Raw genomic sequence first — 23,057 nt, 5'->3', positions numbered from 1 at the left:
GCTTATACTTTTTTTATTCTTCTCATAAATCCCTTTATTTAAAAGGTTTTCATAAAAGTATCCACAAGTTTTTGCTTGCATAATAAATAATAATATATAAAAAGAATAAATAACTTTATATAAATAGGAAAGAGTAAAAAAAGAGATTTTAAGAAAATTAAAAAAATTGTATATAATAAATGTTAATAAAAAAAAGCTTTTAAAGAAATGTCTATAAATACAGAAATATTTTTAAATATAAACCATTATGAACAAAGAATTGCTATCAAAGAAAACAATGTTTTAAAAGAAATTTTCATAGAAAGAGATGATAGAAAAAGAATAGTAGGAAATATTTACAAAGGTAAAATAATAAGAGTTTTACCAGGAATGCAAGCTGCTTTTGTTGATATAGGTTTAGAAAAAGCAGGTTTTTTACATTTATCTGAAGTTTTGCCTTTAGAAAAAGAAGATCAAGAACAAGATGAAAAAGTTAAGCTAAACAAATTAAACGAAGAAGATATCAATAAGTGGTTACGTGAAGGTCAAGAAGTACTTGTTCAAGTAGTCAAAGAAAGTATAGGTAATAAAGGGGTTAAACTTACTTCTCATTTATCAGTATCATCAAGATTTTTAGTGTTTTTACCTGATTTAGATCATATAGGAGTATCATTAAAAATAACTAAACAAGAAGAAAAACAAAGATTAATACAATTAATCCAAAAAATAACTATGAGTGAAAACCCTCGTGGTTATATATTAAGAACTGCTGCTGAAGGAGCTAGTTTTGAAGATTTACAAAATGATATAAAATTTTTAAATAACTTATGGCAAGACATATTGGACAATTCAAGTACCATTATTAAGCCTGGAGTTGTTTATGAAGATTTTAGCTTAATAATTAAAACTATAAATATTTTTGCTAATGATAATCCAAATAAAATATTAGTAGACAATATAGATTCATATAAAGAAATTTGCCATTTTGCAGACAGATATATCCCTGGACTTAGAGATAAAATAGAGCTTTACCAGAAACATAATATTTTTGAAGAGTATGATATAGATGCAGAGATAAATAAAGCTTTAGAAAAAACTGTATATCTAAGATCTGGAGGTTATTTAGTTATTGAGCAAACTGAAGCTATGATAACTATAGATATAAATACAGGTGGTTTTATAGGTTCTAAAAATCTTGAAGAAACTATTTTTAAAACAAATCTAGAAGCCACGAAAGAAATAGCCAGACATCTTAGATTAAGAAATCTAGGAGGCATAATAATTATAGATTTTATAGATATGATGGATGAATCTCATAGAATTCAAGTTTTAGAGGCTTTAAAGAAGGAATTAGAGCTTGATAAGGCAAAGACCAAGGTTAGTGATATATCGGAGCTAGGCTTAGTTGAAATGACCAGGAAAAGGGTTAATGAAAGTCTAGCTAGGACATTATGTCAACCTTGTGAGTATTGTAAAGGTAAAGGTAGTACTAAAACACTACAAACAATCTGTTATGATATTTTTAGAGAGGTAAAATCTGAATCTAAAAACTATCCTAATTACAATGGCTTTTTATTGATTTCATCTGAAAAAATAATTGATTACATACAAAAAGAAGAATCTATATGGCTTGGAGAATTGGAATTAGAAATAGGTAAAAATATTCACCTAAAAGCTGAAAATAGTCATATTTACAATCAATATGATATTATTCCATTAAATTAGAAAAAATTATAAAAACTTTGTTGACAGTTTTTTTAAAAAAGCTATAATACTAACTCATAGTCGCCGACTTAGCTCAATAGGTAGAGCAACTGACTTGTAATCAGTAGGTCGCCAGTTCGATTCCGGCAGTCGGCACCATAACGGAGTGGTAGTTCAGTTGGTTAGAATACCTGCCTGTCACGCAGGGGGTCGCGGGTTCGAGTCCCGTCCATTCCGCCATATTTATCTTGAGGTTTAGTTTTTAAATTCAGTTTTTCCCCTTTTTACTTCTGATATTTAATACTAAACCTTAATTTATTTGTCTTTGTAATTATTTAATTTAAGAATCTATAGAGTACTTTTTTCTATCTATAGCTAACCAAGAAGAAGTGGAGCACAATAATGAAAAAACTGGATTTTAATCTATTTCAGGAGATTTCCGGGGCAAGCACGAGGTTAGCGAAATACTTTTTCGTATGAGTAAGCTATACTTTCGTTAGATTTCAGAAAATGGAAATATTGTTATTTAATTTGTAATGATGTAACATTACAAAAATACGTAAATAGTTTTAAATCTATGAACACAATTAAAGATGGTTGGCAACAACTGGTTAATATTTTATCAGAAAATACAGATCCACAAGATATTAGTGTAATTTGTGATTTTTTATTAACAAAAGAAGAAAAAGAGCAGTTAAGTAAGAGAGTTCTTTTAACTAAAGAGCTTATAAAGAAATCTAAATCTCAAAGAGAAATTTCTAAAGAAATAGGTATTAGTATTTGTACAGTTACTAGGTGTTCTAATGCTTTAAAAGATTGTCCTACAAGAGTAAAAAAAATATTTAGTGAAAATATTAAAAAATAGGTGAATAAATGTCAGTTAAAGAGCCAAAAAAATTTTTAGCATCACATATTTACAGTATAGACTACCAAGAGGATTTAAATAAATGTTTTGCTAATAGTTGTATTGGTAAAAAAAACAACATTTTATTAGAATCTGCAGAAATAAACACTAAGGATAGATTAAAAAGCATTTTGGTAATAGATAGTGCTTTAAGAATATCGTGTATAGCTAATAAAGTAGTTATAAAAGCTTTGTCAAAAAATGGTGAATATGCAATACAATCTATAGCTAAAAATCTAAAAGATAATATTAGCCATAATTATACTTCAGAAAATCAATTAATATTGAATTTTGAAAAAAACAAATCTATTAATTTAGATGAGCATCAAAAACTTAAGCAAAATTCTGTATTTGACGCTTTAAGGTTAATAAAGGATACCTTTAAAATAACTAATGATTATAGTGTATTTTTAGCTGGGTTATTTGCCTATGATTTAGTAGGAAATTTTGAAGATATAGGTAAAGTAGAAAGAAAGAATAAATGCCCTGACTACGTTTTTTATTTAGCGGAAACTATTTTAGTTAGTGATCATCAGCAAAAAAAATCATTTATCCAGACAAATAGCTTTGATGAAAAAATACAAAGTCAATTGGATAAAAGCCTTGAAGAAATAAAGAAAAGTCTTAAACACGATTTTCAAACACAAATAACTAAAATAAAAAATTTAGAACCACAAATATCTATAAATGACAGGGAATTTTGTAATGTGGTAGATAAATTAAAAACTCATATTGTTAATGGCGATATATTTCAAGTAGTTCCATCGAGAAGCTTTTATTTGCCATGTCAAAATTCTTTAGAAGTTTATAGAGAACTTAAACGTACAAACCCTAGTCCATATATGTTTTACATGCAAGATGAAGATTTTATATTATTTGGAGCATCTCCAGAAAGTGCTTTAAAATATGAAACTAAAACTAACCAAGTAGAAATATACCCTATAGCTGGTACTCGCCGTAGAGGTAAAAATGTAGATGGCAGCATAAATTATGATTTAGATAGCCGTATAGAGTTAGAGCTTAGGTTAGATACTAAAGAAAATGCTGAGCATATGATGCTAGTTGATTTAGCAAGAAATGATATTGCTAGAATATCTAAGACAGGTACACGTTTTTTAGCTGATTTATTGAAAGTAGATAGATATAGTCATGTAATGCATCTGGTATCTAGAGTAGTTGGGCAATTAGCTGATGATTTAGATGCTTTACATGCCTACCAAGCATGTATGAATATGGGTACCCTTACTGGCGCTCCTAAAATAAAGGCCATGCAGCTAATATCTGAAGTTGAACAGCAAACAAGAGGTAGCTATGGTGGAGCTGTTGGATATATAAATGGCTATGGTGATTTAGATAGTTGTATAGTTATTCGTTCTGCTTATGTTGAAAATGATATTGCTGAAATTCAAGCAGGAGCAGGGGTTGTTTTAGATTCTATACCAATAGCAGAAGCTGATGAAACAAGAACTAAAGCACAAGCAGTAATATCAGCTATTAAAAATGTACATGGAGAAGCACATGGCTAATATTATATTTATAGATAACTTTGATTCTTTTTCTTATAACTTAGTAGATGAATTTAAATCTTTAGGTAATCAAGTGGAAGTTTATAGGAATAATTTAGAACTAGAGTTTTTATTGGAAAAAATAAATGCTACAAAAAATCCTATAGTCGTTATATCTCCAGGTCCAGGTAATCCTAGTCAAGCTGGGTATATTGTTCCTCTAATATCGAAAATAAAAGGTAAAGTACCTGTTATAGGTATATGTTTAGGACATCAAGCTATTGTTGAAGCTTATGGTGGCATTGTTTCTCATGCTAATGAAATCGTACATGGCAAAGTAGCTAGGGTTAAACACAATAACCATATTATTTTTAAAGGTTTAGGATCCCCTTTAACAGTTGCTAGATACCATTCTCTAGTAGCTGTAAAAGTACCTATGGACTTAAAAGTTACAGCTGAAGTAAATGATTTAGTGATGGCTGTAGTCGATGATGAAAATAAAATTTGTGGTCTACAATTTCACCCAGAATCAATAATGACAACTCAAGGAACAAAACTTTTAAAAAATATCATAAACTGGATACAAAATGATTAGTTTAGATAATATAAAAAATAAGCTTTATAATTTAGAAGATTTAACATACGAAGAAAGCTATCAGTTATTTGATTTTTTTATAAAAGGTGATATTCCTGTAGCTTTACAAACTAGTATTTTAATTGCCCTTAAACTAAAAAAAGAAACACCAGTAGAGATATCAGCAGCAGCAAATGCTTTGGTGAATAATGCTAAAAAATTTCCTGAAATGGATAATAACGTAGTAGATATTGTAGGTACAGGTGGAGATGGCTTTAGTACTATTAATATATCAACTACAGCTGCTATTGTAGCTGCAACAGCAGGCTTTAAAGTTGCAAAACATGGTGGTAGAAGTGTTTCTAGTAAATCAGGCTCTTTTGATTTACTAGAAACGTTAGGTGTAGATATAAATCTTTCACCTGAAAAAACTAAAAAAAGTATAGAAGAAAATAATTTAGGTTTTTTATTTGCACCCTTTTATAATGATGGTTTTAAATATGTTAAAGAAGCTAGATCTATATTAAAAACTAGAACAATATTTAATGTTCTTGGACCTTTAATAAATCCTGCTCGCCCTAAAAAGGCTCTAATAGGAGTTTATTCAAAAGATTTAATTTTGCCAATGGCAAAAACTCTATCCCAAATGGATACACAAAAAGCTATAGTAGTTCATGGAAGTGGTTTAGATGAAGTAGCTATACATGATATAACTTATGTAGCAGAAGTTAACAAAAACGGTATAAAAGAATATACACTAAAACCAAGTGATTTTGGTATAGATCTTTTTGATATTAAAGAACTTCAAGGTGGCTCCCCAGCAGAAAATGCTCAAATTATAAAACAAATATTGTTAGGTAAAGGCACACAAGCTCAAAATAGTGCTGTGGCAGTTAACGTTGCTTTAATGATGAAACTTTTTGATAAAAGTAATTTAGTAGAAAATACCGAAAATATTTTAGCTCTTATAAGATCTGGTGAATGTTATAAAAAGTTAGAAAAAGTTAGAAATTATGGTAAAAATAAATTGTTTTCTTATATATCTAGACTAATTTAAATCATATAAAACTAACTCTTGAAAATCACTTCAAAGCTTCTTTTTTCTCTAAAACTTTAGCATAAAGCTCTTGATACTTAGCAAGCTTTTCTTTTTCTGCAGCAACTACAATCTCTGGAGCATTTGAGACAAATCTTTCATTAGATAGCTTCTTTTGTACCCTATCAACTTCGCTTTTTAGCTTGTCTAATTCTTTATCTAACCTTGCTTTCTCAGCTTCAATATCAACTAACCCTGCTAATGGAATATTTAACTCAAGCCCTTCAACAATTTGTGATAAAGAAGTTGGTGGATTATCATTAAACTCAATATCTTTGACTTTAGCTAAAGCTTTTATAAATCCTTGAGTTTGTGCTAGATACTCTTTATCCTTATCTGCAACATCTTTAACAATTAAAGAAATCTCTAAAGATGGCTTGATACCAACTTCACTACGCATATTACGCAAAGTAGTCACTACAGTTTGTAACCATGTTATGACCTTTTCAGCTCCTGGTGCCTCTAAGTCTTGAGCAACTACAGGGTAAGATACATCCATAATTGTTTCTTTAGCATCATTTAAGTGCGCCTTTAACTGCTGGTAAACACTTTCCGTAATAAATGGTATCAGCGGATGTGCTAAAGCAAGGATATTTTCTAAAACTTTAGTAAGTGTATATTTAACGCCATTTTTTTGGCTTTCAGATAGTGACTCATCTTTCAAAGCGACTTTAGTAAACTCAACATACCAATCACAATAGTTATTCCATACCAAATCATAAATAGTATTTGATACTAAGTCGAAACGATAGTTATCCAAATGCCTATGTACATCAGCAACTGCTGTGTTTAAAACACTCCACATCCATTTATCTGCAACATCTAGCTCATAGTTACCACAAACCTTATAATCATCAAGGTTCATCATTACAAATCTTGAAGCATTCCAAAGCTTGTTACAGAAGTTACGATAACCCTCAACTCTAGCCGTATCAAAGCTAATATCACGCGATGTCGATGCTAAAGCTGCATAAGTGAATCTCACCGCATCGGCACCATAAGCACTTATGCCTTCTGGGAATTCTTTCTTAGTCGCTTTCTCAATCTTAGCTTTCATTTGTGGTTGCATCAGACCAGTAGTTCTTTTCTTAAGTAAATCATTTAATGAAATACCATCTATCAAATCTACAGGATCTAAAACATTACCTTTAGATTTTGACATCTTCTGACCTTCGCTATCACGGATAAGACCTGTAATATAAATATCTCTAAATGGCACATCTTTCATAAAGTACATGCCAAACATCATCATTCTAGCAACCCAGAAAAAGATAATATCAAAGCCAGTCACAAGTACGCTTGTTGGATAATATTTTGCTAACTCAGGAGTCTTCTCAGGCCAACCTAATGTACTAAATGGCCATAATGCAGATGAAAACCAAGTATCAAAGACATCTTCATCTTGCTTTATAGTCACATCATCAGCCAGACTATATTTAGCTCTAACATCTACCTCATCTTCGCCCACATAAGCATTACCCGCTTCATCGTACCAAGCTGGAATTCTATGACCCCACCATAACTGACGAGATACGCACCAATCTTGAATATCTCTCATCCACGCAAAGTAAGTATTTTTCCAGTTATCTGGTACAAATCTAACCCTACCTGTTTCTACAGCTTCTATTGCAGGCTTAGCAAGCACATCAGCCTTAACAAACCATTGTTTAGTTAGATATGGCTCTAAAACCTCACCTGTTCTATCACCGGTTGGTATTTTTAGGGCATGAGGCTCAATCTTATCTAAAAGACCTAAAGCTTCCATATCTGCAACTATTCGCTTACGTGCCTCAAATCTATCTAAACCTTGGTATTTTTCGGGAACTTGCGAGTTTAGACTAGCATCATCATTTAAGATATTGAATATTGGCAGATTATGTCTTTTACCCATCTCATAGTCATTAAAATCATGAGCAGGAGTAATCTTAACACAACCAGTACCAAAATCTTTTTCTACATAATCATCGGCAATAATTGGAATCTGTCTATCTGTAAGTGGTAGATTTATCATTTTACCAACAAGATGAGTATATCTTTCATCTTCTGGATGAACTGCAACTGCCATATCGCCTAGCATTGTTTCAGGACGAGTTGTAGCAATTATAATTTTTTCATCACTATTAGCTACTGGGTATACAAAATGCCAAAGCGAACCTTGCTTGTCTACCTGAGCAACTTCTAAGTCAGATACAGCTGTCTTTAGCTTAGGATCCCAGTTTACTAATCTCTCTCCACGATAAGCTAAACCATCTTCATATAGTTTGATAAAACATTTCTTAACCGCATCAGAAAGACCCTCATCCATTGTAAACCTTTCTCTTTCCCAGTCTGGTGAAGTGCCTATTCTACGCATTTGCGACGTAATCGTACCACCTGAAAGCTCTTTCCATTCCCAAACTTTACTAACAAAATTCTCACGTCCTAAATCATGTCTTGAGATGCCTTGAGCATTGAGTTGTCTTTCTACAACCATTTGAGTTGCTATACCTGCGTGATCTGTACCTGGTTGCCATAGTGCGTCTTTACCTGACATTCTATTGTAGCGTGTAAGAATATCCATCAATGTCATCTGAAAACCATGCCCCATATGTAAAGTTCCTGTTACATTTGGTGGTGGCAACATTATTGTATAAGTTTCTTTTGAATCAGCGTTACCACAAGCAAACTTACCTGTAGCTTCCCAATTTTGATAATTTGTTTGCTCTATCTCTTTTGGATTGTAGTTTTTGTTCATCTCTTTCATTTATAAAAACCGTAAATTACTATGTAAGCTTTAGAAAAATTAATGAAGGTAATTTTAGCAAGGTTGGAAAAGAAAATATAGAATCTAAGCTTTTTAATAAATATATTTTAAGAAAGGATAGACAAATATATAGGTATACCAACACTTATATTAAAAACAAAAGTTATAACTAATGCTAAAGCAACCATTAATCCTATATTTCCACCTTTAACTGTTTCAGACATTGCTGCTGGAACAGCTATATAAGATGCTCCACCGAAAAGTACCGCTAATAATAGAGTATTACCTTCGCCTAGATGTATAATAGAGCCTAACAAAATAGCTAGTAATGATAATGCTATTGGCATTAGTATCGCGAAAGCTATTAATTTAACTCCAGCTTTTTTTAATATACCTATTTGCTCCCCAGCTGAAATACCCATACTCAAAAGAAAAAGCGCTAACATTCCTTTAAATAACGAAGAAGTCAGAGGTGACATATCCATGTTTCCACTATCTCCACACAAAAACCCTATAAACAAGCTTCCTACAAGCAATATAACAGAATAATCTAATAGTGATTCCTTAACAGAATTTAAAAACACAGTAGGTTGATATGTCTTTGTTTTTTTTTCAATAAAGAGATAATATATCATCGTGCCTGCTATTATTGCTGGAAACTCCATAATAGTCAAAGCTACTATCATATATCCATCATAATTTACACTATCTGCCACAAGTACATTTATTGCAGTTATAAAAGTCACAGCACTTACAGAACTATATGATGAAGCTATCAAAACAGAATCAGTTCTTACCTTTAAAATCCATTTTTGTAAAAAAGCATATAAAATAAAAGGCATTGTAAAAGAAAATAGCATACAAATTATTATTACCAAAATACCATTAGTATCTATGCCATTATGATATATTTGAAAGCCTCCCTTATAACCTATAGAAATCAATAAATATATAGATAAAAATTTTTTTATATCATTAGGAATGTGAATATTACTTTTAAATATTGCTGCTATAAAACCTAAAAAGAAAAATAGGATTGGAGGCGTTATAAGAGAACTCATTTGCTTAACCTAAAAATTATAGAATTAAATTATAGCATGAAAATATTAATATTTGAGAGTGTAAACTAAAAAATAGCTAGAGCAATTTTTTGGAATTTATCGAGCCTTTACGATTAAATGTAGTTAACTGTTTTTATATCAAAACCCAGTTTCTTATAAAAAATGTATTTATTGCGAGAAACTCCTAAAGCCTTTTGGTCTTGGTATACAAATTCAACAAGGTTGTTTATAGATACTTTCTCTAATTCTATAGGAATATCTATTAAATTAATTAGCTCATCAAAACCAGAAGCTATAAACATATTATCAGTTATTAAGATTGGTATATTTTTAAAGGTATTATAATCTTTAGCACTGATAGCGCAAAAATGTGGTATAAAACTTTCTTCACCAGCTTGCCAGAGTTTAATGTCTAGTTTTTTCGCAGCAACCTCTGGGGCAAGTATCACTATTGTTTTACCAGCGTCATATACTGATATAACTCTTTGCGCTACTACATCTAAAGTCTCAGCTAGATTATTTATTTGTAAGACATGAAATTCAACTTTCATAGAAAACGATAAACCTAATGTTTGTATTTACTAGTTTAACAAATAATCGACTAATTACCTTGGTATTTAAAAGCTAATTTTAATTTGTTTATAAAATCGCCACCTAATACAAAAAAACTACCTATAAATAAGATATCCCCACTAAACAATATCAACATCATATTAACTTTGCCAACTTGATCAATCTTATCAAACAACAGAATTAACTCCATTAATACTGTCGGATAGAATAAACTACTAAAAAACATTATTATACCTATAAGATACCTTTTATAGCTTATAGATTTATTATAAGTAAAAGTTTTTTTAAAAACTTTAGCAATAGCTGTTTTGATTGTCATAACTATTGTTTCACCTAGCAACATTACAGATAAAATAAATATACCTTCCGCACTTATTAATAATACTGATGATATAGCAAGATAACTAGAAGTTGAAAATCCAATAAAAGGCATAATGCAAAACACTAATATATACGGTACAAATGATAGTATAAAAAAGCTCATTCCTAAGTAATATTTCCAATCTTTTTTTTGCATAATTAATCCTAAAACTTTATTATTCGTATAAATCTTTAATTAATTTAGCAGATTGAAGGATTTTTTGCTCCTTATTTACACTATCTACTAATTCTAATAACTCTTTGTATTGATTAAAACTTTTATTTGCGTATATTGCTGCGTTAAGATTTTTTAGTAATGGCAAAAGCTGTGGCATCAAATCAGCTATATCCAATAATGAAAATATCTCGCTATCAAATTTTAAAGAGGCCCAATTAATCAAAGCTTTTTGTAAAGCGATATTATCCTTATTAGAACAAGCTTTTTTTATTTCTTTTAAGCTTTCTGACCCTTTAGGTGCAACACTTTTAACACTATCATCATAAGACGACTTTCTAAATTTTGTAAATTTACATTTTAGCAGTAAAAGTAAAGTAATAAACCATAAAATAATAAAGAATATCGCAATGTTCCGCCAAAAAGGATCAACCACTTTTTTATGAATAATTTGGGTATCAGGAATTGGAGAGCCTAAAGGGTTAACGTTTGAAAGGTTACCTTTCTGTATATTGAATTTTTTTGTAGCTACTTTAGCTACTTTTGATTTATGGGTATCTACATCGTACCATTTAAGCTTAACATCTGGTACAGTGACTTCACCTTGTTTTATTGGCATATAACCAATCTTATATGTCGCTACTCCTATAAGTTTGCCACTATTCTCAATATCTTCTAATTTTGGTTTTTCAGCATAGATATTAAAACCATCTGTAGCTTCAAACTCCAGTTTTGGAATATCATCACTTAAAACATTATCAGCGGTAATTTTTATAGTCCTTGTAACAAGTTCTCCTTCTTTGATATCTATCTCTTGAGACCAATTATCTGTTAAACTAACATTTGACGCTGGAAACCAATCTTGAATATCCACATTATCTGGAATAGGTGCTATATTTAAGCTAATAGGTTTGGTTGATACATATTCTGTTTTAGCCCCTAGCTGACCAAACCCATTTGGCATAGTCACTTGTAAAACCATAGCTGGAATATTGATCTTACCTGTACTATGGGGGACTATCAACAAGCTTTCCTCAAGAACATCATACATTCTACCATTAACCTTTTTTTGGTAAACTACTCTATGGCTAGTCTGACGTATCTCAGAATTTTTAATTTGAAAAGGTTTAGCTTGAAGGCTTAATATTGGTGTTGAATAGTAAAACTTAAGTGTATAAAGCACTGGCACATTTACATAACTTTTTGTAGTTGCTAACGTACCTATCGCAAAAAGGTCATTATATTTAGTTTCTTCTTCATTTGATAATGGCTTATCCACTTTAATCTGAATAGCTTTAGTGCTTTGACTACCAATCTTAATTGCTGGAATAGTTAAGTTGCCTGACTTATTTGGCATTAAAGTGATTATCATTTCATATTGTACACTTTTCTTACCATTTATAATTGTTGTTTTGCTACTAGTACTAGTGTTATAGACTATAAAATTCTTATCCAATACAGATAAATCCGGCTTACTATCAAAGTTATCTAATTGTAATACCAGCTGAGCTGTTTCACCCTTTTCAAGATGAGTTCTATCTATAGTTGCCGATACGTTGGCATAACTAATATTAATCGCTATAAATACCGTTAGTATAAAACCAATGATTTTAAATAGACTAATTTTCATAGTTAGCTCCTGCTATTCTTTGGTAATCTCTAGCAAACTTATGTTTTAAAAGACCGCCAGGGTCATCATCTATCATCGACAATAACTTATCTGCTTCTTTCTTACTAAGCTGGTCTTCTCGTGTTTGCTCAGCTGCATATTGTTGAGACTGGTCTTTGTTGTCTTTGTTGTCTTTGTTGTCTTTGTTGTCTTTGTTATCTTTGTTGTCTTTGTTGTCTTTGTTATCTTTGTTGTCTTTGTTATCTTTGTTGTCTTTGTTATCTTTGTTATCTTTGTTATCTTTGTTATCTTTGTTATCTTTGTTATCTTTGTTATCTTTGTTGTCTTTGTTGTCTTTGTTGTCTTTGTTGTCTTTGTTGTCTTTGTTGTCTTTGTTGTCTTTGTTATCTTTGTTATCTTTATTGTCTTGAGAATTATTTTGTTTTTGCTGCTGCTTTTCTAGTTTTTTTGTAATTTCTAAATTATTTTTTGCATCTTCAAAATCTGGTCGCTGTTGTATTGCTTTATTATACGCATCTATAGCTTCTTTATATTTACCTAAATGAGCTAAAGCATTTCCTTGGTTATATAACCCTGTTGCCGAACTATCTTTTTTAAATTCATCGTATGCATTTTGGTAATCCCCAGCCTTATAATAAGAAGCTCCTTTCCAATGATTATTTTCAAATGCTTGAGCGGCCTCTTTATGCTTTGCCTTATCAAAATAACTCATTCCTTGTTGATCTTTAGTTTGCCACATATCACTCCATGTACTAGCTAAAGCTAAACTAGGTAACAAAAGCATAATAAGCGTGATTTTTTTTATCGACATATTCTCTCCAAAAAACCTCTTCTAAATAGTAACGCACTCAAAATAGTTAATATCCAGATTATATAAACCCCTTCATCTTGCCAGAAGATATTTACTGATGACAGCTCAGATTTTTTAGCATCAGTATTATTTTTTATGCTTGTGAGTAAAGCTTTTACATCATCATTATTAGCTGTTAAAGTAATCAACTTACCACCACCAGCTTTAGCTAAACTTTGTAGCTGCGGCAAATTTACCCCAAAATATCCTATATTGCCTTGTTCATCCTTTAGATAATTACCATTTTTATCTTTTGCTATACCACCTTTAGGGGTACCTATAGCATACACATCTACTGTTATACCATTGTTTGAGAGTGTTTGAGCCTCTTCTATGGCTTTCTCATTAGGTGTAGAGTCTGTAATTAAAATTATTTGTCCTTCAGTTGCTCCAGCTTGCGATATTAACTCTGCTGATTTTTGCAAAGCTTTAGCAATGTCATTACCTTGTACAGGAACAATACCTGTATTTAACACAGAAACCAAATTCTCTACAGTTTTTGCATCAGAAGTAAGGGGAGAAACTACAAAAGCTTCACTTGAAAATACCACCATACCGACTTGACCTTCTGTAATTCTCTTTAAAATATCAAATATTTTATACTTCGCTCGTTCAAGACGGCTTGGAGAAACATCAGTCGTATCCATTGATTGAGAGACATCTAAAGTTAACACTCGCGATACGCTTTTTTGATATACGGATGTCTCCTTAAACTTCCATGTCGGGCCTGCTAAAGCCACTATTGCTAATCCCCAAAGTAATAAAAAACCTAATGGTAACAATGATTTTTTAATTCTCGATTCTTGTCCTACTAATAAATGATCTAATAAATGCTTGTCACAATATTTAGCCCAACTATTTATTTTTGCTGAATTTCTAAATAAGAAAACAACAGTAAACAGTGCCGGGATCAAAGCTAAAAGCCACCATGGACGTAAAAAATGCAACATCATTATTAAAGTCCTCTCCTACGCTTAAGCCAAATAGTTGAGACAATAAAACTTAGTAGTAATGCTGCCCCTAAACTCCATGGATAAAGATACGTAATTGGTCGCACTACTGTTTTATCTGATTCCACAGGCTCTAGTTTGTCAATTTCTTGATAAATTTTCTGTAGATCTTGACTATTTTGAGCCCTAAAAAACTTTCCTTTAGTCATTTGTGCAATCTCTTTAAGCACACTAGTATCTAAATCTTCAGAAGTATCTATAATTCTTTGACCAAACGCTGTTTGCACAACCATCTGACCACCACCTAAACCTATTGTATAGACTTTTATGCCATTTTGTTTAGCAATTTCTGCTGCTTGTAATGGTTGTAATGCTCCTGAATTATTCTCACCATCTGTTAATAATACCAAAGCCTTTGATTGAGACGGGTATTGCATCAGTTTTTTAACAGCAAGGCCTATAGCGTCACCTATAGCAGTCTGGGGCCCCGGTAAAGCTATACTTGAATCATTAAGCATTTTTTTAACTGTCGGAATATCAAAAGTAAGTGGTGCTTGTAAATATGCTTTACTCCCGAAAAGTATCAATCCAACCCTATCACCTTTACGGGTATCTAGAAACTCATTAGCAACACGCATTACTAAGTCAAAACGGTTTTCCATTTGACCATCAGATTTTTTCATATCCTGTATAGCCATACTTCCAGACAAATCAATAGCCATCATTAGGTCTCGACCACTTTGTGGCAAATCCATTGGCTTACCAAACCATTGCACCCCGGAACCTGAAATTACCAAAAGTACCCAAATAATACCTAATAGATACTTTAGGTAATTAGCACGCTTAAAATTACTATTTTTACTATCTACAATTTGCGATTTTATTTGCTGGAAAAAAGGAGTTTTTAAAGCTAATTGCTTATCTGTTTTCGCTCTAGGTAAAATCCAATATATTAATATAGGTAAAATTATCAGTACCAAAAACCAAGGATATTCTATTTTTATCATAAAACTCTCCTTAGCCATTTTTCTGACACCGTAATTATTTCTTGTAGCTGAGCAGTTTCTAAGGTTTGTGGTTTATAGCTATCAGCGAGTAAGCCACCGGATGATTTAGAAAACTCTTGGTTGTCTAATTTAGTATCTAAAAACTCAACCCAAGCATTACCGTGCAACACTTTCACGTTTTCATTAGGAAATTTTTGTAGAGCTACCCTTTTTAAGTAAATAGATATATTCAGCAATACTTCTTGAGGTCTATTTTCAAGAGTTTTTTGAATTGTAGCTTTAAAATCATTTATAACCGCCTGTTTATATATTTTATTTTTCTTCTTCTTATAGAGAAAAAATACTAATAAAAGCAGCCCTACAATAAAAATACCTATAACAATCCACCAACCGTATGCTAATGGCCACCATTGAGACACTCTAGCAGGTAGATAAATATCTTTTAACTGCTCTAAAAGATTATTAGTTTGCATAGTTAACTATCCCATGGTTAATGGTTTTTACTAAATCATCGTTTGTTGCTATCTGTACGAAGCCCATCCTATATTTATGTGAGTAATCTTTTATAGCTGAATATCTTGCACTGTATATATCTTGGTACATTTTATTTTGTTTTTTACTTGCAGCATCTAAAACAAATTTTTCTTTACCATCACTAAAGTAATAAAGATCTAAGGCAGGTAAAGCTTTTTCTATAGGATCATAAGTAAAAATATTTATAATTTGATTTTTTTTAGCCAAAAGCTTCAGATATTGCTGGGCGTGGCTATCAAATTTAGTAAAATCACTAATTAGTATTATCACACTATTACTACATATTTTTGAATATAAGAATTTTAAAACAGTAGCTAAACCGCCTTCAGATCTAGTCTGATATTCAACTTCCTCAGCAATTGTAAAATTAAACATTTTAAATAAAGACGATTTATCTTGCTTAGCTGAATAAAAGTTATAACCATTGTTATCAAAAATTACTCCACCAACTTTTTCATGGGCTTCTAAAGCTCCAAAACCTATTAAAGCCAGAACATTTGTAGCCTTTACTGATTTGAAGCACTCTCTAGTACCAAACTTCATAGTGTTACATTGATCTAATACAAAATATACTCTTCGCTCTCTTTCCTCATGGTAAACCTTAGTGTAAGGCTTACCTAATCTAGCTGTAAGTGACCAATGCATTAAACGAATGTCATCACCAGCCTGATAATGGCGAACTTCATCAAAATCCATACCTCGACCTTTCGCTTTAGAAAGGCTACTACCAGCATTTACATTATTAACCCTCTGACTAGCAAAAAGCTTTAAAGTCTTGGCTTGGTAACGGTAGTTTAATAGCTCATTGATATCAGGTTTTACACCTTTATAGCTTTTCATTAAGCTTAACCTCTATGGAACTGGTACTACCTTTAATAAACTGGTAATAACGTCATCTGTTGTTATACCATCGACTTCTGCTTCAAAAGTCAATAATATTCTATGACGTAAAACTTCATACACGACTGCATGAATATCACTTGGAGACACAAAATCATTACCAGATAACCAAGCATGAGCTCTTGCGGTCCTATCAAGTGCTATAGTACCTCTTGGGCTTGCTCCAAAAGATATCCATTTTGCTACATCTTGACTGTATTTAGTTGGATTTCTTGTCGCTAATATCAGCTCTATAATGTAATCTTCTACAGCTTGAGACATCTGTATATTTAACACTTCCTTTTGGGCTGTGGAAATCACTTTTTGAGTTATATTAGGATGCTCAAACCTATATCCTAAAGCTTCTCCACGGCTAATAGCTAATATCTTAGCTTCTGTTTTAGGGTCTGGATATTCAATCTTAATGAACATCATAAACCTGTCTAATTGAGCTTCTGGTAAAGGATAAGTTCCCTCCTGTTCAATAGGATTTTGGGTAGCCATTACCATAAATAAATCTGATAGCGGATAAGTCTTTTTACCAACAGTTATTTGTTTTTCACCCATTGCTTCAAGAAGAGCAGATTGAACTTTAGCAGGGGCTCTGTTTATTTCATCAGCTAAAAGAAGGTTGTGAAACAATGGCCCAGATTGAAATTCAAAACTTTGTTGTTGTGGCACATATATTTCCGTGCCTGTCAAATCAGCTGGTAACAAGTCTGGAGTAAATTGCACTCGGTGGTATGAGCAATCTATACATTCTGATAGAGTTTTTATAGCTGTAGTTTTTGCTAACCCTGGAGCTCCTTCAACTAATAAATGTCCTCCTGCTAGGAGTGCTATTAATAAACGTTTATTTAAATTTTCTTGTCCAACTACCCTATTATTTAAAAATTCTAGCAGCTCACTAAATTGATTATATGCTGACACAATCTTTCTCCAAAAGTCTAAACATAGCTTTAGTAAAGTATAGGGGCTATTATCGCTTTTTCAAGTTTTGTTAGTATCTTTTATAAAACATAACTAAACTTAAAAACAATAAGGTAATCAGAGAAACTTCAATTAATTTTGGATGATACAATTTAGTTTAGGCCCTCAATCAGATTATTATTCCACCACCTAGACAAACGTCTTTACTATAAAAAACTACTGATTGTCCAGGTGTTATAGCCCTTTGTGGATGGTCAAAATGCACTTCTACAGTGCCATCAGGACTTACCATAACTTCACAAGATTGATCTTTTTGTCTGTATCTAACTTTCGCGCTACATTTAAAATTATTTGATGGGGGCATACCAACTACCCAACTTAAGCCTATAGCATGCAATTTACTTTTAAAAAGCATTGGGTGATTATGACCTTGCACAGCTATTAAAACATTATTTTCTAGATCTTTTGCTGCTGCAAACCAAGGTATTTCTGGACGATTTTTTACCCCGCCTATGCCTAGCCCTTGTCGTTGTCCAATCGTATAGTACATAAGGCCATCATGTTCACCAATTTTAATTCCATTTTCGTCATGAATTGCGCCTTTTTGGGCAGGTAAGTATTTAGATAAAAAATCTTTAAATTTACGCTCACCAATAAAACAAATTCCTGTGCTATCTTTTTTATCAAAAGTAACAAGCTTGTTTTCTTTTGCTATTTGGCGAACCTTTTCTTTTGGTATATTACCTATTGGAAATAGTGTTTGTTTTAATTGCTCTTGTCCTAGTGTGTATAAAAAATAAGTCTGATCTTTGTTATCATCCAAGCCTTTTACCAATTGTACAGAACCATCTTTGGCAACCCTAGTTCTAGCATAATGTCCTGTTGCGATATATTCACCTCCTAAAAGATGAACGTAGTTTAGAAAGGCTTTAAACTTAATTTCTTTATTACATAAAATATCTGGATTAGGAGTTCTCCCAGCTTTATATTCAGTTAAAAAATGCTCAAAAACATTATCCCAATATTCAGCAGAGAAATTTATTTTTTTAAAAGGTATCCCTATAGAGTCACAGACTGTTTGAGCATCTTTTATATCCTGTTCAGCAGAACAAAATTCATCGGTATCATCCTCCTCCCAGTTTTTCATAAAAACACCAGTAACATCATAGCCTTGTTGCTTTAACAACAAAGCTGATACCGAAGAATCAACTCCTCCTGAAATACCTACTATTACTTTTTTGGACATATTTCTATTCCATATTACTTTTTAAGTACAGATAAAAAAGCTTCCTGAGGGATTTCAACTGAACCGATATTTTTCATTCTTTTTTTACCCTCTTTTTGCTTTTCTAACAGCTTTTTCTTACGTGAAACATCACCACCATAGCATTTAGCTAATACATTTTTACGTAAAGCTTTAACTGTACTTCTAGCAACAATTGTGCCACCTATAGCAGCCTGAATAGCTACTTCAAACATTTGTCTTGGAATAAGTTCTTTTAACCTTTCAACTAGCTCTCTACCTTTGTACTTAGCTTGTTCTTTATGAACGATGCTTGCTAGAGCATCTACCTTGTCACCATTTATCAGTACATCTAGGCAAACCATATCTGCAGGCTCATAACGGATTAATTCATAATCTAGTGAACCATAACCTTTGGTTACTGATTTTAGAGTATCAAAAAAGTCTGATACAACTTCTATCATTGGTAAATCATAAACTATAGAAACCTGACTACCAACGTAGTTCATATCTACCTGTATACCCCTTTTCTCTATACAAAGAGTAATTACACTACCAACATAATCTTTTGGTACAAGTATATTCGCTCTAACTATAGGCTCTTGAATCTCTTGTATAGCGCCTGGATCAGGCAGTTTAGCAGGGTTATCAACCTCAACTGTTTCACCATCTTTTTTTACTGCCTTATAAACAACTGTTGGAGCTGAAGTTATTAAATCAAGGTTATATTCCCTCTCTAATCTTTCCTGGATAATTTCCATATGCAACATACCCAAGAAACCACATCTAAAACCAAAACCTAATGCTTGAGAAACCTCTGGCTCAAAAAATAATGAAGCATCGTTAAGACTTAGTTTTTCTAGAGCCTCTCTAAAGTCAGGGTAGTCATCTGAGCTTATTGTAAACATCCCAGCATAGACTTGTGGCTGAACCTTTTTAAAACCAGGTACTGCTTTTTCAGTAGGGTTATGAGTATGTGTAAGAGTATCGCCAACCGGAGCTCCGTGGATATCTTTTATCCCAGCTACGATAAAACCAACCTCACCTGCTTTTAAGTGATCAAGATCTTTCATTTTAGGAGTAAATACACCTACCTTATCAACTTGATAAGAGTTGCCTGTGGACATTACTTTGATTTTCTCACCCACCTTCAAAGTACCATTTTTGATCCTAACTAGAGATACCACCCCAAGATAGTTATCAAACCATGAATCTATAATCAAAGCTTGTAACTTATCATCTGAATTACCAGCTGGAGCTGGAACCTTTGCAACAATAGTTTCTAAAACATCTTCTACACCTAAACCTGTTTTTGCGCTACATGTAGTAGCACCTGTTGCATCTATTCCAATAATTTCTTCGATCTCTTCTGCAACTTTCTCTGGGTCTGCAGATGGTAGATCAATTTTGTTTAATATAGGGATAACCTCTAGGTTTTGCTCTATCGCTGTATAGCAGTTTGCTACAGTTTGCGCTTCTACTCCCTGAGCAGCATCTACAACTAAAAGAGCTCCTTCACATGCTGCTAATGAACGAGAAACTTCATATGAAAAATCAACATGTCCTGGTGTATCAATAAAATTAAGCTGATAAGTTTGACCATCTTTTGCTATATAATCTAAAGTAACAGATTGAGCTTTAATTGTGATTCCTCGCTCTCTTTCAATATCCATAGAGTCTAGAACTTGTTCTTTCATCTCACGTTCAGTCAAACCATTGCAAACTTGGATAAACCTATCTGAAAGCGTTGATTTACCATGATCAATGTGAGCGATTATTGAGAAGTTCCTAATATTTTTTATGTACATACTTTTTAATAAACAATTTTTCTTAATGTTATAACTTAGCTACCTATTATGCTATAAAATAATTTTAAAATGTAGCTATTGCGACTTTTATGCAAAACAAATATTCTTTAACCATAACCTATTTAGTAAGAACCTTACTTACGCAAAACTTCTACTTTTGTTTTTTTATTAGGATAATATTTATTGTTAGTATGGTCGCTTACTTTTTCGAAACATTAATGTCCTAACCAGTAAAACATTTAATCAGTTATAAAAGTTTTTCTTCATAGTTATTGTTTGCTATAATTGAAGTTCAAAGAAGTCCAAATTAGGAGAGCTACTATGGCATATAAAAAAATACTGTTAGCAATTAATGTTTATGAGAAAGCAAATGTTGTTATTGATTCTGCAGTTAACTTTGCTAAGAAAAACAACATCAAACAACTTCAGGTTGTTTCTGTAGTTGATTGTGTGGCACCTTTTGCACCTTCTATAGTTGATTTCCAGCACTCTATAGAAAGAGATGCAAAAGAAGCGTTAGCAAAAATAGTGGCTAAAGTTTCAGGAGTTGATATTAAGCATGAAATCTTAATAGGTAATCCAGCTTCTGAAATAGTTGCATATGCTGAAGAAAGTGAATGCGATCTGATTGTTTTGGGCTCACATGCTACTCACGGTATTAACTTATTATTAGGCTCGGTTGCTAATGCTGTATTACATAAGGCAAAATGTGATGTTTTAACAATACGAGTTGGTAAAGATAAGCAAACAGCGATTGTAGACTACAAAAAGATATTGGTGCCTACAGATTTAGAAAATGATTCATGTGCGGTAGCGGCAAAAGCTAATGAAATAGCTAAGCTCTATAATGCAACAGTAGATACAGCTTTTGTTATACCAAATGACAGTATATCTTTAATGACTTATGAAACAGCAAAGGTAGAAAATGCTATAAAGGAATTTTCCAAAGAAAATGATATTAATGGAGAAAAATCTGTGTTAATTGGGGGAGTTTCTAATAGTATTTTAGAAAAAGCTAAAGAGCAAGGAAATGATCTAATTGTTGTGGGAAGCCATAGAAGAAGCGCCATTGGCAGATTCTTTTTAGGTTCTACGGCTAGTGGGATACTACATGAAGCAGACGTTGATGTTTTAGTAGTTAGATTAAAGTAGTTTTTGTCTTTTTTTCTCATTTTGGTTTAAGTTTTAGGTATATTTCTTACAGAATTTCCATTAAAAAGCTATATTTTTTTGTTTTTTTATAATTTAATAAAACAATATACAGATTTTACTTTCAGATTTTTATGAAAAAACTACTAGTCCTTCTTGCAAGTTCAGCAGAGTGGTATGAATTTACTGTGTATTCATTTTGTGCAGGATATATAGGCGCTGCATTTTTTCCATTTAATAACTCTTTTACCAACTTTTTATTTGCTTTTGGTGCTTTTGCTGTAGGTTTTCTTGCTAGACCACTTGGTGGAATTATTTTTGGCTACATAGGAGATAAAAAATCACGTATCTCAGCTCTTGCTTGGGCAGCATTTTTTATGGGAGTTCCTACAGTAGGTATGGCTTTGTTACCACCATATACTATGATAGGAATTTTAGCGCCTTTATTATTAGTAGTTTTTAGAATATTACAAGGTATAGCAATTGGGGGGCAATATAGTGGTTCTGTTGTTATTCTTATAGAAGGTGAAACTACAGCCTTGGGTAAAGCTAAAGCCTCAGCAAATGTGATAGCAAGCGCCTTTGGTGGAATATTACTTGCTATAGTTAGTTTTCAGGTTATTAGTTATTTTATACCAGATGAACTTATGGCAAATGGAGGCTGGAGAATCTTATTTGCTGTAGCAATTCTTTTAGTGATTTTGTCATTCTTTATTAAACATAGTGGTGCGAAAGAGGAAAAAAGTGCACCAAAAACTCAGGTTAAGCTAACATTATTATTTTTAGAGTATAAGGCGAGTATTTTGTATATGATACTATTATGTTTTCCTGGAGCAGTTGTAGCATACTTTCAGATTACTATATTGCCTAATATTATTAAGGAAGTACTTGGTCAAACTCACACCAATGTAGCTTTACTAACTACTATAAGCTTAGCTGTGTTTATAGGATCTTGTGCTTTGGCTGCTAGGCTGACGAAGTTTTTTGCTACAAAAGCCATAATTACAGCAGGATTAGTTTTGATGCTTATTTTTCCTTTGCCAATGTATGCGCTATACAAGGCAAATAGTGAGCTATTGGTATTTTTCTTTATAGTCATGGGAGTAATCTTTGGGGTTTTTTATGGCAATATTATGGTAATATTCACAGACTGTTTTCCAAAAGATGTGCGCTATACAGGCTTTGCTCTGGCCTATAATATAGGGTTTGGGGTATATGGAGGCTTATTACCATTTGTATGCTTTTACTTAGCAGGTAAGTTCTCTGATTATGCAGCTGTTGGTGTTATATGTCTAAGTGCTATAGTTGGTTTGATAACATTATATACATTAGAACCAGAGATCTGCAAAAAAGGTACCTCAAAATAAAACTAAGCTGTAAAATAGTATATAAAGGTACACTTG

General features: G+C 32.2%; 20 protein-coding genes and 2 tRNA genes. 9 read left to right on the top strand and 13 right to left on the bottom strand.

Going from position 1 to position 23,057, the window contains the following annotated elements; all coding sequences use genetic code 11:
- The first annotated feature begins 207 nt into the window (after window positions 1-207).
- The 7 genes from FRA_RS07990 (at window position 208) to trpD (ending at window position 5,723) form a co-directional block, all read left to right on the top strand.
- A complete protein-coding gene (locus FRA_RS07990; RefSeq protein WP_035720554.1) occupies window positions 208-1,704 on the top strand; it encodes an Rne/Rng family ribonuclease in 1,497 nt (498 codons plus the stop codon).
- 62 nt (window positions 1,705-1,766) lie between these two features.
- A tRNA-Thr gene (locus tag FRA_RS07985) sits at window positions 1,767-1,842 on the top strand.
- A 4-nt stretch (window positions 1,843-1,846) separates the two neighbouring features.
- Window positions 1,847-1,923: transfer RNA gene (locus tag FRA_RS07980), tRNA-Asp, on the top strand.
- A 337-nt stretch (window positions 1,924-2,260) separates the two neighbouring features.
- The gene (gene trpR, locus FRA_RS07975; protein ID WP_035720552.1) at window positions 2,261-2,548 is read left to right on the top strand and encodes a trp operon repressor; all 288 of its coding nucleotides are present in this window, start codon (window positions 2,261-2,263) and stop codon (window positions 2,546-2,548) included.
- A gap of 8 nt (window positions 2,549-2,556) precedes the next feature.
- Window positions 2,557-4,113 carry an anthranilate synthase component 1 gene (locus FRA_RS07970; RefSeq protein ID WP_035720550.1) on the top strand — a complete coding sequence of 519 codons (1,557 nt, stop codon included), beginning with the start codon at window positions 2,557-2,559 and terminating at the stop codon, window positions 4,111-4,113.
- On the top strand, window positions 4,106-4,687 hold the full coding sequence (locus tag FRA_RS07965; RefSeq protein ID WP_035720548.1) for an aminodeoxychorismate/anthranilate synthase component II: 582 nt from the start codon (window positions 4,106-4,108) through the stop codon (window positions 4,685-4,687). Before FRA_RS07970 ends, FRA_RS07965 begins: the two co-directional genes overlap by 8 nt.
- The gene (gene trpD / locus FRA_RS07960) at window positions 4,680-5,723 is read left to right on the top strand and encodes an anthranilate phosphoribosyltransferase (RefSeq protein WP_035720546.1); all 1,044 of its coding nucleotides are present in this window, start codon (window positions 4,680-4,682) and stop codon (window positions 5,721-5,723) included. Before FRA_RS07965 ends, trpD begins: the two co-directional genes overlap by 8 nt.
- Window positions 5,724-5,748: 25 nt before the next feature.
- Here trpD and FRA_RS07955 read toward each other — a convergent pair whose 3' ends face one another.
- From FRA_RS07955 to lepA, 13 genes are all read right to left on the bottom strand, one after another.
- Entirely contained in the window at window positions 5,749-8,505 is a 2,757-nt protein-coding gene (locus FRA_RS07955; RefSeq protein WP_081835938.1) for a valine--tRNA ligase, read from the bottom strand.
- A gap of 107 nt (window positions 8,506-8,612) precedes the next feature.
- A complete protein-coding gene (locus FRA_RS07950; protein ID WP_035720544.1) occupies window positions 8,613-9,566 on the bottom strand; it encodes a sodium-dependent bicarbonate transport family permease in 954 nt (317 codons plus the stop codon).
- Window positions 9,567-9,679: 113 nt separating this feature from the next.
- Complete coding sequence (locus tag FRA_RS07945; protein WP_035720542.1) at window positions 9,680-10,117, bottom strand: DNA polymerase III subunit chi; 438 nt, start codon at window positions 10,115-10,117, stop codon at window positions 9,680-9,682.
- 50 nt (window positions 10,118-10,167) lie between these two features.
- Window positions 10,168-10,656, bottom strand: a complete 489-nt coding sequence (locus FRA_RS07940; protein ID WP_035720540.1) for a transporter suffix domain-containing protein — start codon at window positions 10,654-10,656, stop codon at window positions 10,168-10,170.
- A gap of 19 nt (window positions 10,657-10,675) precedes the next feature.
- A complete protein-coding gene (locus FRA_RS07935) occupies window positions 10,676-12,304 on the bottom strand; it encodes a BatD family protein (RefSeq protein WP_035720539.1) in 1,629 nt (542 codons plus the stop codon).
- Window positions 12,294-13,115: a tetratricopeptide repeat protein gene (locus FRA_RS07930; RefSeq protein WP_035720537.1), complete on the bottom strand. Its 822-nt coding sequence runs from the start codon at window positions 13,113-13,115 to the stop codon at window positions 12,294-12,296. Before FRA_RS07930 ends, FRA_RS07935 begins: the two co-directional genes overlap by 11 nt.
- Window positions 13,106-14,107 (bottom strand): vWA domain-containing protein, encoded by a 1,002-nt coding sequence (locus FRA_RS07925; protein WP_035720535.1) that lies wholly within the window; start codon window positions 14,105-14,107, stop codon window positions 13,106-13,108. The genes FRA_RS07930 and FRA_RS07925 overlap by 10 nt, the downstream gene beginning before the upstream one ends.
- Window positions 14,108-14,109: 2 nt before the next feature.
- Window positions 14,110-15,111, bottom strand: a complete 1,002-nt coding sequence (locus tag FRA_RS07920; RefSeq protein ID WP_035720533.1) for a VWA domain-containing protein — start codon at window positions 15,109-15,111, stop codon at window positions 14,110-14,112.
- Entirely contained in the window at window positions 15,108-15,584 is a 477-nt protein-coding gene (locus FRA_RS07915) for a DUF4381 domain-containing protein (RefSeq protein ID WP_035720531.1), read from the bottom strand. Before FRA_RS07915 ends, FRA_RS07920 begins: the two co-directional genes overlap by 4 nt.
- Window positions 15,574-16,485, bottom strand: a complete 912-nt coding sequence (locus FRA_RS07910; RefSeq protein ID WP_035720529.1) for a DUF58 domain-containing protein — start codon at window positions 16,483-16,485, stop codon at window positions 15,574-15,576. The genes FRA_RS07915 and FRA_RS07910 overlap by 11 nt, the downstream gene beginning before the upstream one ends.
- Window positions 16,486-16,497: 12 nt before the next feature.
- Window positions 16,498-17,454 (bottom strand): AAA family ATPase, encoded by a 957-nt coding sequence (locus FRA_RS07905; RefSeq protein WP_035720527.1) that lies wholly within the window; start codon window positions 17,452-17,454, stop codon window positions 16,498-16,500.
- A gap of 169 nt (window positions 17,455-17,623) precedes the next feature.
- The gene (mnmA, locus tag FRA_RS07900; RefSeq protein WP_035720526.1) at window positions 17,624-18,700 is read right to left on the bottom strand and encodes a tRNA 2-thiouridine(34) synthase MnmA; all 1,077 of its coding nucleotides are present in this window, start codon (window positions 18,698-18,700) and stop codon (window positions 17,624-17,626) included.
- A 14-nt stretch (window positions 18,701-18,714) separates the two neighbouring features.
- Window positions 18,715-20,499: a translation elongation factor 4 gene (gene lepA / locus FRA_RS07895; protein ID WP_035720582.1), complete on the bottom strand. Its 1,785-nt coding sequence runs from the start codon at window positions 20,497-20,499 to the stop codon at window positions 18,715-18,717.
- A 327-nt stretch (window positions 20,500-20,826) separates the two neighbouring features.
- On the opposite strand from lepA, the gene FRA_RS07890 reads away from it, so the two are divergent.
- Together FRA_RS07890 and FRA_RS07885 are read left to right on the top strand one after the other, a co-directional pair.
- Window positions 20,827-21,657, top strand: coding sequence for a universal stress protein (locus tag FRA_RS07890; protein WP_035720524.1), 831 nt, complete (start codon window positions 20,827-20,829; stop codon window positions 21,655-21,657).
- Window positions 21,658-21,788: 131 nt separating this feature from the next.
- Window positions 21,789-23,021 carry an MFS transporter gene (locus FRA_RS07885; protein ID WP_081835937.1) on the top strand — a complete coding sequence of 411 codons (1,233 nt, stop codon included), beginning with the start codon at window positions 21,789-21,791 and terminating at the stop codon, window positions 23,019-23,021.
- Window positions 23,022-23,057 lie beyond the last annotated feature (36 nt).

The organism is Allofrancisella heilbronnii (assembly GCF_000710735.2).
GTDB classification, from domain to species: Bacteria; Pseudomonadota; Gammaproteobacteria; order Francisellales; family Francisellaceae; genus Francisella; species Francisella frigidaquae.
The sequence above is the reverse complement of the archived record's forward strand: the minus strand, read 5'-3'. Positions and strand labels throughout refer to the sequence as shown.

Excerpts from the sequence above, each read along its gene's own strand:
- FRA_RS07955 (WP_081835938.1), bottom strand. The coding sequence starts at position 8,505 with ATGAAAGAGATGAACAAAAACTACAATCCAAAAGAGATAGAGCAAACA.
- FRA_RS07935 (WP_035720539.1), bottom strand. The coding sequence starts at position 12,304 with ATGAAAATTAGTCTATTTAAAATCATTGGTTTTATACTAACGGTATTT.
- FRA_RS07915 (WP_035720531.1), bottom strand. The coding sequence starts at position 15,584 with ATGCAAACTAATAATCTTTTAGAGCAGTTAAAAGATATTTATCTACCT.
- FRA_RS07920 (WP_035720533.1), bottom strand. The coding sequence starts at position 15,111 with ATGATAAAAATAGAATATCCTTGGTTTTTGGTACTGATAATTTTACCT.
- FRA_RS07930 (WP_035720537.1), bottom strand. The coding sequence starts at position 13,115 with ATGTCGATAAAAAAAATCACGCTTATTATGCTTTTGTTACCTAGTTTA.
- FRA_RS07885 (WP_081835937.1), top strand. The coding sequence starts at position 21,789 with ATGAAAAAACTACTAGTCCTTCTTGCAAGTTCAGCAGAGTGGTATGAA.
- FRA_RS07945 (WP_035720542.1), bottom strand. The coding sequence starts at position 10,117 with ATGAAAGTTGAATTTCATGTCTTACAAATAAATAATCTAGCTGAGACT.
- FRA_RS07925 (WP_035720535.1), bottom strand. The coding sequence starts at position 14,107 with ATGATGTTGCATTTTTTACGTCCATGGTGGCTTTTAGCTTTGATCCCG.
- trpD (WP_035720546.1), top strand. The coding sequence starts at position 4,680 with ATGATTAGTTTAGATAATATAAAAAATAAGCTTTATAATTTAGAAGAT.
- FRA_RS07950 (WP_035720544.1), bottom strand. The coding sequence starts at position 9,566 with ATGAGTTCTCTTATAACGCCTCCAATCCTATTTTTCTTTTTAGGTTTT.
- FRA_RS07970 (WP_035720550.1), top strand. The coding sequence starts at position 2,557 with ATGTCAGTTAAAGAGCCAAAAAAATTTTTAGCATCACATATTTACAGT.
- FRA_RS07990 (WP_035720554.1), top strand. The coding sequence starts at position 208 with ATGTCTATAAATACAGAAATATTTTTAAATATAAACCATTATGAACAA.
- FRA_RS07940 (WP_035720540.1), bottom strand. The coding sequence starts at position 10,656 with ATGCAAAAAAAAGATTGGAAATATTACTTAGGAATGAGCTTTTTTATA.
- FRA_RS07910 (WP_035720529.1), bottom strand. The coding sequence starts at position 16,485 with ATGAAAAGCTATAAAGGTGTAAAACCTGATATCAATGAGCTATTAAAC.
- FRA_RS07890 (WP_035720524.1), top strand. The coding sequence starts at position 20,827 with ATGGCATATAAAAAAATACTGTTAGCAATTAATGTTTATGAGAAAGCA.
- FRA_RS07965 (WP_035720548.1), top strand. The coding sequence starts at position 4,106 with ATGGCTAATATTATATTTATAGATAACTTTGATTCTTTTTCTTATAAC.
- trpR (WP_035720552.1), top strand. The coding sequence starts at position 2,261 with ATGAACACAATTAAAGATGGTTGGCAACAACTGGTTAATATTTTATCA.
- mnmA (WP_035720526.1), bottom strand. The coding sequence starts at position 18,700 with ATGTCCAAAAAAGTAATAGTAGGTATTTCAGGAGGAGTTGATTCTTCG.